Genomic DNA, 12,448 nt, shown 5'->3' on the forward strand with positions numbered 1-12,448 from the left:
AAGACCATGAAAAAATACATTGCATCGCCGTTCCTCCTGGTCGCGCTTGTTTCCGCGTCCTGCGAGAATCCGGACTATGTGCCGGCGGAATATAACGTCCGGCTGAACGAGGCGAACAGTTACCGGGTCGGGGAACCCGTCCGGTTCGATATCACGGGCAACGTGGACAACCTGCTTTTCTATTCCGGCGAAACGGGCCACGAATACAAATATTACAACCGCTATCTCGTTGCGCCCTCCGATATCCGGGCGGCGAAATTCGCCATGGACATCCAATGTCTGTATGGTTATGAGGGCGCTTTGGATATTTATCTCTCCGGCACGTTCGACGGCCTGGGTGGCGAAAATGCCGAAGCCGACCGTACCCGGATTCGCGAAATGGTGGAAGGCGGTATGGAGGGTTGGACGAAGTGCGATTATCAGGACGGGACCCAGCGGGTGTGGTATTCGCACGAATTCGACCTGAAGGAGTACGTCGACAAGTGTTCGATCGCCATTCACTGGCATCCGACGCGTACCGATCCGGGAACCGGAGCGGCCATTTCGCAGCGGACCTACTGGATTAATGCCAACCTCGTTACCGATTTCGGGCAGGGTATGAACACGATCAACATCCGGAACATCGACTGGATCCCGGTCATGATGAATTCCTATTATGACGCCGATCCCTATCTGATCAACAAGGGAAACGGCTATATCAACTTCAACCGCAGCGGTGCGGATCTCATCATGCAGGGGGTGAGCAACACAGCATTGGATTTCGACATCGACGGCTGGCTGTTCTCCAAACCGATGGCGCTGACGGCGGTTCAGAACGACCAGCCCCTGGTCATCAAGGACATGCAGAACTACATGACTTCCTATGAATATGTCTGGAGCGAGCCGGGGACTTATGTTGTGACTTTCGTGGGGATCAATACCAACTACGCGGGTGCCTCGAAGCTGGTCAAGGAGTTTAAAATCACGGTTTTCGAATGATGCCTATGACTGCGAAACGAATGGTTCTGCTGCTGGTCGCATGCGTTCCGATGCTGGCGGTTCTGCTGTCGGGATGCTCGGCCGCGAAGCCCGGCTGGAAACTGGCCTGGGAGGAGAATTTCAATACGGACCGGCTCGACGCCCGGGTGTGGAGTAAGATTACGCGGGCCAAAACCCCGGCTTTCAAGTATATGAGTGCCGATGAACGGTGTTACGACCTGCGTGACGGACTTCTTGTTTTGCGGGGAATCGTCAACGACGACCGTGAGGCCGATACGGCAGCGTATCTTACGGGTGGAGTCCGCACGCGGGACAAGCATTGTTTCGAGCCGGGGCGAATCGAGGTGCGTGCCCGGCTGCACGGTGCCCGTGGGGCCTGGCCGGCGATCTGGACCGGGCCTTTCGACCGCACGCCATGGCCCCACGGAGGGGAGATTGACATTATGGAGCATCTCAACTACGACTCGGTCGTTTATCAGACGGCTCATTCCCACTATACGGTGGACCTGGGCTTCCGGAAAACACCGCCCCAGCATGCGACTGCCCGGATCGACCCCGACGGTTTCAACGTCTACGGGGTGGATATTTGGCCCGATTCGCTCGTTTTCCATGTGAACGGCGTTCGGAACTTCGTCTATCCGAAGATCGAGACGGAGCACGAAGGGCAGTTCCCGTTTTACCGGGGGCAGTATCTGATGATCGACATGCAGCTCGGGGGCAACTGGGTGGGACCGGTGAATCCCGACGACCTGCCGGTCGAGATGGAGATCGACTGGGTAAGGCATTATGTATGGAAACAAAAGGGTAAGTAATCATAAAAAAGAGTGTTATGTTTAAGAAGATAGGAATATTGGTCATGTCGCTCTGCCTGCTGGCGGCCTGTTCGGAGGCGGACGACATCAGAGACCGGATCGACCGGCAGAACGAGCGGCTCGCCGCACTGGAAAACCTGGTCGAGCAGGTCAACGGCAATGTGCTTGCGATTTCGGCGCTGTTCGACGAGTCGATCCTGATCGCGGATTTCCGGGAGAAGACGGATTCCGACGGTACGGTCATCGGTTATGTGCTGGAATTGAGCGACGGGCAGCAGATCGAAGTCACCTTCGGGGATGAACTCGATCCCCTCGTGCCGGTTATCGGCGTGGATGAGGAAGGGCGTTTCATCTATTCGATGGACGGGGGCGAGACGTTCCAACCGGTGGAGGGCGCCGGAAAGGCGACCTCCACGGACGGGATCACGCCGAAAATAGAACTCGATGCGGACGGATACTGGACGGTTTCCGTCGACGGAGGACAGACCTGGACGAGAATGCTGGATAACAACGGCCTTCCCGTCAACGCCTTTCAGGCCAACAGCACGTCCGGGAACTCCTTTTTTACGGACGTACGCTACGACAAAGAGACCGGGGTGATGCATTTCCTGCTCAAGACCGGGGAGGAGTTGGAGGTGAGAGTTACGAACACGGTGGTTTTCTCCATCGCGCATTATACCGAGGGCGAAGAGATCTGCCTGGGCGAAGAGATGAAATACCCCGTAGACTTTGCGAATGTGAAAGAGGCTTTCTTTTCAGTGCCGGACGGATGGCGCGCGACGCTCGACGAAGGATACATGCAGGTCTATGCCCCGAAAGCGGGAGAGGCCGGAAGCTACGACATCGTGCTGACGCTGGTTTCTCCGACTGATCTGTTGGCGGCCCGTACCTTTACCTTCACGCTCAACCCTGTTCCCGTGCAGCCGAAATGGAAACTCGACTGGGAGGACGAATTCGATAAGGGCGTTTTGGACGAAACTTCCTGGAGTGTGGTCCAGCGGGCGAATACGACAGCCCTGCGGTACATGTCGTCGGATCCGCGCTGCTATGAGTTCCGCGACGGATGTATCGTAATGAAAGCCATTGTCAACGACGATACCGAGACCGACCCCGTGCCCTATCTGACCGGCGGCATCTATACGAAATTCCTGAAGGAGTTCAAGCCGGGACGGATCGAGGTGCGTGCGAAGATCAAAGGCGTGCAAGGCTCCCAGCCTGCGATCTGGACCGGGTCCTGGGCCGGAACGACCTGGCCCTGGGGCGGTGAGATTGATATTATGGAGCACTACAATACCCGGGATCGCATTTACCAGACGGTCCATTCGCACTATACCTACGACCTGGGCTTCGACGAGAATCCTCCGAGCCAGGTGCAGGTTCCGCTGAATCCCTCCGAGTTCCACGTCTATGCCGTAGAACTGTTGCCGGATGAACTGATCTTCTATGTCGACGGTGAAAAGACCCTTTCCTATCCGCGGATTGAGACTACCGAGGAGGGGCAGTTCCCCTTCTACAGTTCAGTGTATCTCTTCCTCGATATACAGATTATCGGCGAGTGGGGAGGCCCGGTGGACGATGCGGCGCTTCCGGCGGAGATCGAAGTCGACTGGGTAAGACATTATCTGTGGAAATAAAACCGGAAACGAAATGAAAAAACTGCATCGTTTTATCATCTGCTGCTCTCTTTGTTTCTGCTGCGGTACAGCCATGGCGGTCGTCGACATCGTTCCCAAACCGTTTTTTGCCGAAGAGACGGGAAGTGTTCTGATGCTCGGACCGAAAATCCGGGTGTTTGCCCGAACCGCGGAACTCGAATCCGTGGTCCGGGTCTGGAAGGAGTCGCTTTGTAAACCGTACGCTCCGGGTGTCAGCGAGACCGCCGCCGGTTTCCGGAGAATCGTCTCCGATGCGACGCTGCCCGGGATCGTCCTCTCCGCAAAGGCCCGCAATGCCGATGTCTGTCTCTTGGTCGACGCAAAACTGGCTGCCGAAGAGTACGTGCTGGAAATTTCTTCCGAAGGAATCGCGATCCGTGGCGGCTCACCTTCCGGAGTCCGGTGGGGTCTTCAGACCCTTTCCCAGGTGCTGATCGGGCGTGCCAACGAACAGCCCGGCAATGAAACGCTCCGGTTGTCCGGACTGCGGATCGCCGACAAGCCGCGGTTCGCTTACCGGGGAGCCATGCTCGACTGTTGCAGGCATTTTTTTACCGTGGAGGAGGTAAAGTCCTTCATCGACGTGATGTTCCTGCACAAACTCAACACGTTTCATTGGCATCTTACCGACGATCAGGGTTGGCGGATCGAGATCCGGAAATACCCCCTTTTGACACAGATAGGGTCGATGAGGAAGGAGACGCTGATCGGGCATATTCAGAAAAGCAAAGAGTACGACGGAACGCCTTACGGCGGTTATTATACGCAGGACCAGATCCGGGAGGTAGTCGCCTATGCAGCTGCACGCGGGATTACGATCGTGCCCGAAATCGAGATGCCCGGGCATGCGCAGGCCGCGCTGGCCGCTTATCCGCACCTCGGATGCCGGGGCGAGGGATACGAAGTGCGTACGACCTGGGGCATCAGCAAGGAGGTGGTCTGCCTGGGTAACGATGCCGTCTACGACTTCTTTCGGGATGTCCTGGACGAGGTGGCGGAATTGTTTCCCGGGGAAATTATCCATATTGGCGGCGACGAGGCCAAGGCGGACAACTGGAAGCAGTGTCCGAAATGTCAGGCCCGCCTCCGGGAGTTGGGGCTGGAGTCTGAACGGCAGTTGCAGGGACATCTCGTGGCAAAGATGGAAGAACATCTGCGGTCGCGGGGGAAACGGATTCTCGGCTGGGATGAAATCCTGACGGCCGGCGTCACTTCGGGCGCCATAGTGATGTCGTGGCGGGGACCCGCGGGCGGTATCAAGGCCGCGTCGATGGGTAACGATGTGGTAATGGCTCCGAATACCAGTTTCTACCTCGATTATTACCAGACGACGGACCCGGCGGCCAACGGAGAGCTATTGGCCATCGGAGGCTCGCTTCCGATGGAAAAATGCTATGCCTTTGAGCCCTTCGACCAACTCGACGAGTATACGAAACATCATATCCTGGGCCTTCAGGCCAACCTGTGGACCGAATATATCGACTCTTTCGACAAGGTCCAGTATATGCTCCTCCCCCGCCTTGCGGCTTTGAGTGAAATTGCATGGTCCGAAACGAAGGACACCTACGATTCGTTCATTGCGAGGGTCCGCTCCGGCTTTGTTCCCGTCTACCAGTATTTCGGCTTGATTTACGCACCTTATGCGTTCGCCCGGGCGAACTTCGATGAGGCGGCGATAAGGCCTTACGTGCTTCCCGATGTGCTGAAGCGGGCGGATGGACGGGTGGTCCGCACGGCGAACCAGTGGGAACGGGTCCGTCGGCCCGAGCTGCTCTCCGTGTTCCGGCGGCAGATGTACGGCACGCTGCCCGGAACGGATGTCGAAGTGACTTCGAAATGCCTGGAGGAGAGTGCGGATGCCGTCGGCGGCAAGGTGACCCGCCGGCAGGTCGAGCTGACGTTCGCCCGGAACGGCGTCGAGCGGAAGGCGATTCTGCTGATCTATTTGCCGAATGGTGTCGAGGGGCCGGTTCCCTGTTTTCTCGGATTCAATTTCCAGGGAAACCAGACAACCTCGTTCGACCCGGCGGTGATTCCGTCGCAATACTCCGAATATCCGGTCGGGAACCGGGATTCCCGCTGGGATGTGGAGTCCGTCGTCGATGCCGGATATGCCCTCGTGACGGCGCACTATTACGATTTTTTCTACGACCGGGAGGATGACGATTTCGAAGGCAAATATCCCAAAAGCATATTTGCGCTTTTCGGACGGAATTCATCCGCCGGTTTTTCCGGCACCGAAGGACGGGCGATCTCCGCATGGGCCTGGGGTTATAGCCGGGTTTTGGACTATCTGGCCGGTTCGGAGGAGCGGATCGACCCGTCACGGGTTGCCGTAATGGGCCATTCGCGGCTCGGGAAGGCGGCCTTGTGGGCCGGTGCGAACGATCCTCGGTTCGCGCTGGTGATTTCCAACGATTCCGGATGCTGCGGAGCGGCGCTTTCGAAGCGCCGGATCGGGGAGGATTTCCACCGCATCCTGCGTTTCCGCCACTGGTTCTGCAAGGATTTCGACAAATATACGGACAATGAGGAAGCGTTGCCGTTCGATCAGCACGAACTGCTGGCGCTGATTGCGCCCCGTCCGTTATATGTTGCCAGCGCTGCCGGGGATGTCTGGGCCGATCCGAAGGGGGAGTTCCTCGCCGCCGCCGAAGCCTCCCGGGTCTATGCGCTCTACGGATTGGAGGGATTGCCGGTCGACGGGATGCCGTCGGTCGGGGTGCCGCTGCACGGCGGGCGTGTCGGTTACCATATCCGGGACGGCAAGCACGATGTTACGCCGCTTGATTGGACGCATTTCATTTCGTTTGCCGATAAGCAGCTGAAATAGAAATAAGGTGTTGTGTATAAGCCTGCTATCCGTACGGATAGCAGGCTTTATCTATACCAGACGTTGAAACGGAAGAAGCGGGGGTATAACCGGAGACTTTCAGAGCCACTTTTTGTACTTGAAGTACCAGATCGTCAGGGCCGAGCAGAAGATCATCAGCCCGATGGCGAAGATGTAGCCCAGGGGAATGTTCCAGCCGTTGCCGAGCGTCAGTGTCCAGTCCAGTTCGGGCATGAACTTGAAGTTCATGCCGTAGATCGACGCGATGAGCGTCGCGGGCATGAAGATCACGGCCGCCACGGAGAAGATCTTGACGATCTCGTTCTGCTCGATGTTGATAAGACCCAGCGCCGCGTCCTGGATGTAGTCCAGTCGCTGGAAACTGAAATCGGCGTGGTTGATCAGCGAATTCACGTCCTTGATCATCAGCTGCAGGCGCGGGTAGATGTCGTTGGGGAAGCGTTCGGAACGCAGGATGCCCGACAGCACGCGCTGGCGGTCGAAGATGTTCTCGCGCAGCGACATGGTCGATTCCTGCAGCGCGCTGATGCGGTGCAGCACTTCCTTGTCGATCGAATCCTCGGAGTTGATGTCCTTCGAGAGCGCCGCGACCTGCTTGGCGATCAGTTCCACGAGGTCGGCGTCGAAGTCGATGCGCACCTCCAGCAGCGAAATGAAGAGGTGGTAGCCCGTCGAGTAGCTGCGGTAGTTCATCTGGAGCCGCTTTTCTGTCTCGCGGAAGGTTCGGAACTCGGCGCTGCGCACCGATACGAGCACGCCCTCGTTCGAGATGATGAACGACACCGGTTCGACGATGAACGAATCGCCCGTGGGGACGAAGAAGTTGGAGTTGGAGATGATGGAGTTTTCGTTCTCGGAGTATTTCGACGTCGACTCGATCTCCTCGACCTGCTGTTTGGTCTGGAGGCTGATTTCCATGAAATTCTCGACGGCCTTCTGCTCCTTGATCGTGGGCAGCAACATGTCGATCCACAGGATGTCGTCGTAGCCCAGCTCATCGAAGAGCTTGGTGTCGGCATTGCGGATGATCTTGTTGTATTGCTTGAGATAAATTGTAATCATAAGACGCTCTCTTAAAGTTCGTGAATCCGTTTACGTGCAGAGAGGCGGACTGCTGCCCGCTATGCTCTTCAGCCGGGATTGGCTCTCGGGGCCACCTTGAGGCCCGAGTCCCAGAACTTTTTCAGCGCTTTGTCTTTCTGATTGTCGAAGATGTAGTCGAAATGTGCGAGTTTCGCGTAGGCCCGCCCGGCATCGGCCGCGAAGGCCGATTCGAGAATCGCCTCGTAGCTGTGTTCGAGTCCGTAGGTCAGGGCATGCTGCAAGGTCTCGACGGCGTCGGGGTCCGTGTCGGCATGCGCCACCCAGACGGCGAAGGCGCAGGGAAGTTTCCCGAACGGTTTCCATGTTTCGACCAGCGCGTCGTCGCTGGCGAGCAGGGCCTCCTTCGACGCGGGAACGCCTCCGACGCAGTATTCGGTGACGATGCGCGCGCCGGTCAGCGACGGCACCGCGGCGGCCGGAACCAGGGCGATGTCGGCTTTGTGTTCGGAAAAGGCTTGGATTGCTTCGGCGGGGTCGGACAACAGCAGTCCGGCACGGAGATTATCTTCGTGCTGGATACCATAGATGAATGGCGTCGTGCTGAAGCACGACACGACGGCTATACGTGGAACTATGACCATCATCCATAAGGTGTAAAACTGTTGGTTTGCGAAACAAAGGTACGACAAAATCCCGAAGTTTTTCCATAAAATCTGGAAAAAGTGCATCGGGGTCTTGACAAGGGGGTGTCCGGTATCGTATATTTGCCGTACGATTCACAGCCGGCCGGCAGGGACGGTAAAGTTATCAACATCGGGAAACACTTCTGTTTCCGCATTTTGTGAATTGTTATCTCCATTTATCGACAAGCTTTCAACCGTTTTATCAACAGACCGGGTGCCCCCCCCCTCTTCAGATCGCATTTCTATACCGCTTTTTGGTCGGCAGTTAGCCGCGGTCTTGTAGCTACCTTTTGCCATCAAAAGGTAGCACCCAAACCATCCGCATGTCGCTTTCGCGGGAACAACCTTCGGCCCGCGTTGAGCGGGCGCAGTAAGATCAAGTCTTTACAGCCTTCCGCTCCGGGCGCGCGGACCGGAGAATGCTTTTTTTCCGCTCCGAACGATAGTGCGGAACCTCCCGCTGCCACAGGCGGCGAATGAATCCCGCTTGTCAAAAAAGGCGTCGAGAAAGAGGCGGACTAAAAGCGCGAGCGCAGGCGTAAGACGCCTGTTTTATGAACAACAGTATCTATTCTAAAACCCGCTTCTTAAGCGGGCGGAGCCAGCGTTAGACCGCGTCTTTCAGCCTTTTTTGGCCGCGGGTCGGTTTTTGCGCCGCTTTTTGGTCGTCAAAAAGCGGCAACAGAAAAGCAGTCGCAGACTGCGCTTTCTTGCCAAGCGGGATAAAGTTTCTGACATCTCTCCTAAAAAATACCATTATGCAATTTACACGAATTCCGCAACAGTACTCCCCGCTCGGCGGGGAACTCCGCTATGCCGTCAGTCAGGAGGCGGCCGGAAACATCGACATCCGCATCGTCGATGCGGCAGCCGGGGCCGCAGACGGAATCGGCGCGGCCGTCTCGTCCGGCGGCGCAAACAGCGCCGGCAAGGGCGGACCGGCCGGCGACGGCAGTGCGCTGCTGGGGGCAAAACGTTTTGCGGCCGTCGTTGAAGCCGCGTTCGATGCGGCGCCTTACCTCCGGCGACGGCTGCATTTCACGCCCGCAACGGGCCGGACCGGGTTTTACCCCGCCGAAGGGCGGACCGTCACGGTCGTCGTCGAGGCCGTGAAGACGGACGGGGAGACGGCCCCGGCGGTCGCCCCGGCGCGCATGTTCCTGCCGGGCGAGGCCCCAGGAACACCCGGTCTGCGAACCTCGATGCCGCTCGCGCGCCTGATTCCGCAAGGGGCGTGCGACGAACTGACGCTGCTGACTGGCGGGGCCTGCACCGTGACGGTGACGGCCGAGGCCGGGGACACCGCGACGGCCGAGAGTTACCGCGTGAGCGAAGCGGGGCTGCACCTTTTCCGGTTCGACACGCGCGATTTCCCGGGTGCGGAGCGTGTGACGGTCGATGCCGGGGAGTGCGGCGCGGTGAACTATTCGGTGATTCCGGCCGTGCGCGACGGGGTCCGGCTGGCGTGGCGCAGCAGCGCGGGGTCGATAGAGCACTACACGTTTCCGGTGGTGAGGACGATGACCGTCCGCGCTGAACGGCGGGAGGCAGAAGGCCCGGAGGGGCGTGTGGTCGCCGCATCGTCCGCCGGCCGCGAAACGCTGCTCGCATCGGCCTACGAAGGGCAGGCCGTGCTGGAAGCTCTGGCCTGCCTGACGGCCGCTCCCGAGGTGTGGATCGCCGAGGGGGATGTGTACACGCCGGTCTGCGTGGTGACCGACGAGGCGGTGGTCCGCCGCCACGGCACGCTGTGCTGCCTGGAAATCGCCATTCGTCCGAAATGTAAATCCCGCGTGTCATGGAACTGAAAATCGACGGACAGGTTTGCGACCTGGGAACGGCGCCCGTCGCGGTTCCCGGCTACGATGCGGTGAAACTCGCCTCCGCGGAGTCCTGCCGCGAAGGGCGGTCGTTGAAGATCACGATTCCCGCAACGCCGCGCAACGATGCGCTCGTGGGGTTCGCCTGCGACCCGCACACAGCGGTCGGGTTCAACGACGCGCTCCACACGGCGGAGCTGTCGGCCGAAGGCTCGGCACTGATCGGCGGAACGGTGCGCCTGCTGGCCGTGTCGGGGGAGGAGTATACGCTCGAAATCCGTGACGGAGGGGCCGGGTGGGCCGAAAATGCCGCCCGCCGCATGTTTTCCCGATTGGAGGTGGCATGGGACAGTGCCTTGACACCGACGGCGATCGTCGAAAGCTGGACGGACGACTCCCCGGTGAAGTTTTTCCCTATTCACCGCGACGAATACCGTCAGCAGAACAACTCCTCGGACCTGCTTCCGGCTGAGCGCCTGCTCTCGGTGGAGGACTACCACCCGTTTCTGCACATCGCCACGCTCGTCGGGCAGATTTTTCGGGAAGCGGGTTACGCCGTGAAGAGCCGTTTTTTCGAATCGGCGTTTTTCCGGTCGCTCTACATGAGCGGAGCCTACTCCTCGCACGACACCACGGCGGCGGCCAACCGCATGGGATTCTCGGCGCGGCGGCTGGCCCCGGCGACGGCGGCGGCGAACGAACTGGGGCGGGTTTCGGCCAACCCTAAGGCTATCGCCAGCACCGTGGGCAACATCGTCGACACGGCCACGCCCCAGAGCGTCGACGCCGACGGCGAGGCGGTCGACGGGCTTTTCAACAACGGCAACTGCTTCTCGACGGATAACGGCAAGATCGTCTTCACGCCGCCGGCGGAGATCAGCGTCGGGTTCGAGTACTGCCTGAAATACACCACTGCCCACCGCATCGTCTCGCGGACGTGCCTCAAAGGGTTCGACACGGTCTACCTCGGGCCGGGGTCGGAGTTCCGGTTCGAACTGGCAAACCGGTACAGGGATCTTCGCGACGCCGTTGCGCCGAATTTTACCTATCGCGCGCTGGTTTTCGACCACCTCGCCGGGGCGCAGTACCGCCTGACCTACACCCGCAATGGCGTACCCGGCACGGTGTGGACCGACTTTGCGGCCCGTTCGGCGCAGGTCACCACCCCGGCCTCGGGGACCGTCGCCGATCCCGTGCTGCTGGTCCGCAGCGGTTCGCAGTGGGTCGTCTACCGCGGCGACTGGGCGCTCTACAACGGCTACGTCGGCGAGACGGGGCAGACGATGGTCGAGGTGCGGCTCCGCACGGCCGCCGAGAGCGTTTCGCCCGCATCGCCCAAGTATTTCAACCTGATTTACTTCGCGGGGGCGGAGCCTGGGATGGCGTTGACCCTGCACAAGGAGTGTTCGCTGCGGCCGCGTTTCCTTTCGGCTCCGGGATTCGGGTCGCGGATCGCATTCGCCGACGTGGCGCAGCACCGCATCCGGCAGTCGGAACTGCTCGACGCCCTCGCGCATCTGTTCAACCTGCGGTTCTATACCGAGGAGGCGACGCGGAGGGTCTGGATCGAGCCGGAAGGGGAGTTCTTCGGTGCGGGGCCGGAGACGGACTGGAGCGGCAGGACGGATTTTTCGCAGCCTGTCGAGCGGCGGCCTGTCGCCCCGGAGATTCACGAGGTGAGGACGTGGCGGTACCGGGACGGCGACGGCGCGGTGGCGCGCTTCGACGCCGGGGAGGAGGCTCCGCTCGGAGCGTGGAGTTTTGCGGCAGACTCCTGCGCCGCAATGCAGGGCGAAAAGGTGCTGCGCAATCCGCTGTTCAGCCCCTCGCTGAATGCCGCGGGGCATTACCTCAATGCGCCGTCGGCGCTGATTCCCGAGGTCGGCGACCGCGACGACGCGGAGGAGGACGGGACCAACTTCACGCTCCGCATCGTCCGCTACGCCGGGATGCATCCGTTGCCCGGGGACGAGCGGTGGGGCTATCCTTCGGGACGTTCGGAGTATCCGCTCGCGGCGTTCCATTTCGCGGGGGACGACGCTGCGGAAGGGTTCACGCTCTGTTTCGAGGACCGCGACGGACAGCAGGGGCTGCACCGCTTCTACGACGGGCAGGTGCGCCGGGAGGCCGTCCGTGAGCGGATCGTCCTTTCGCTGCGGCTCGCGCCCCACGAATTCGAAGCGCTCCTGACGCCCGGAACGGGGGCGCCGGACATCCGTTCGGTCTTCCGCATCGACACCGGGGCGGGCGTGGTGCGGGCCGCGCTGCACGCCGTCGGCGACTACGACCCCGCGAAAGCCTCGGTGCGCTGCACGTTCAACCGCCTCATGGAAGACTGATGACGCGGCACGACGAAATACTGGCCGAAACGGCGCTTCGCGAAGTCCGCGGGCTGACGGCCCGGCAGGCGGTGCTGCGGCTGTTCGAACTGGGGCTGGTCAGCCGCCGGGGCTGTGAACAGCGGGCCATCTGCGACGAGGTGGAGCGGCTCGAACGGCAGGGCATGGCCCGCTGCGAAGCCTTCGAAGCCGCCGCACAGAAGCTCTGCTGCTCCTATGAAAAGGTGCGCGGCGCATTTTACAACAAAACCAAAAATTGAATC

At 59.9% G+C, this 12,448-nt stretch carries 9 protein-coding genes; 7 read left to right on the forward strand and 2 right to left on the reverse strand.

The genetic code is table 11. The annotated features are described in order from the left end of the window. Positions 1-6: 6 nt before the first annotated feature. The 4 genes from ACGHP5_RS07470 to ACGHP5_RS07485 are packed head-to-tail and all read left to right on the forward strand — an operon-like array spanning position 7 to position 6,278. Positions 7-978 (forward strand): DUF5017 domain-containing protein, encoded by a 972-nt coding sequence (locus ACGHP5_RS07470; protein ID WP_337755674.1) that lies wholly within the window; start codon positions 7-9, stop codon positions 976-978. A gap of 5 nt (positions 979-983) precedes the next feature. Continuing rightward, positions 984-1,790 carry a glycoside hydrolase family 16 protein gene (locus ACGHP5_RS07475; protein ID WP_290532258.1) on the forward strand — a complete coding sequence of 269 codons (807 nt, stop codon included), beginning with the start codon at positions 984-986 and terminating at the stop codon, positions 1,788-1,790. Between the two features lie 17 nt (positions 1,791-1,807). Beyond that, positions 1,808-3,424 (forward strand): PL29 family lyase N-terminal domain-containing protein, encoded by a 1,617-nt coding sequence (locus tag ACGHP5_RS07480; RefSeq protein ID WP_337771366.1) that lies wholly within the window; start codon positions 1,808-1,810, stop codon positions 3,422-3,424. A 13-nt stretch (positions 3,425-3,437) separates the two neighbouring features. After that, entirely contained in the window at positions 3,438-6,278 is a 2,841-nt protein-coding gene (locus tag ACGHP5_RS07485; RefSeq protein ID WP_390568283.1) for a family 20 glycosylhydrolase, read from the forward strand. 99 nt (positions 6,279-6,377) lie between these two features. Here the strand turns inward: ACGHP5_RS07485 and ACGHP5_RS07490 are convergent, their stop codons facing one another. After that, positions 6,378-7,361: a CorA family divalent cation transporter gene (locus ACGHP5_RS07490; RefSeq protein ID WP_290532261.1), complete on the reverse strand. Its 984-nt coding sequence runs from the start codon at positions 7,359-7,361 to the stop codon at positions 6,378-6,380. Between the two features lie 68 nt (positions 7,362-7,429). Next, the gene (locus ACGHP5_RS07495) at positions 7,430-7,984 is read right to left on the reverse strand and encodes an ABC transporter substrate-binding protein (protein ID WP_390568284.1); all 555 of its coding nucleotides are present in this window, start codon (positions 7,982-7,984) and stop codon (positions 7,430-7,432) included. An 800-nt stretch (positions 7,985-8,784) separates the two neighbouring features. Between ACGHP5_RS07495 and ACGHP5_RS07500 the strand changes: the two genes are divergently transcribed. From ACGHP5_RS07500 to ACGHP5_RS07510, 3 genes are read left to right on the forward strand one after another with little or no spacing between them, the layout of a single operon-like run. After that, positions 8,785-9,834 carry a hypothetical protein gene (locus ACGHP5_RS07500; RefSeq protein ID WP_390568285.1) on the forward strand — a complete coding sequence of 350 codons (1,050 nt, stop codon included), beginning with the start codon at positions 8,785-8,787 and terminating at the stop codon, positions 9,832-9,834. Further along, entirely contained in the window at positions 9,825-12,185 is a 2,361-nt protein-coding gene (locus ACGHP5_RS07505; RefSeq protein WP_390568286.1) for a hypothetical protein, read from the forward strand. Before ACGHP5_RS07500 ends, ACGHP5_RS07505 begins: the two co-directional genes overlap by 10 nt. Then, positions 12,185-12,445 (forward strand): hypothetical protein, encoded by a 261-nt coding sequence (locus tag ACGHP5_RS07510; protein WP_290532265.1) that lies wholly within the window; start codon positions 12,185-12,187, stop codon positions 12,443-12,445. The genes ACGHP5_RS07505 and ACGHP5_RS07510 overlap by 1 nt, the downstream gene beginning before the upstream one ends. Positions 12,446-12,448 lie beyond the last annotated feature (3 nt).

The organism is Alistipes sp. i18-0019-D1 (assembly GCF_042852885.1).
GTDB lineage: Bacteria > Bacteroidota > Bacteroidia > Bacteroidales > Rikenellaceae > Alistipes.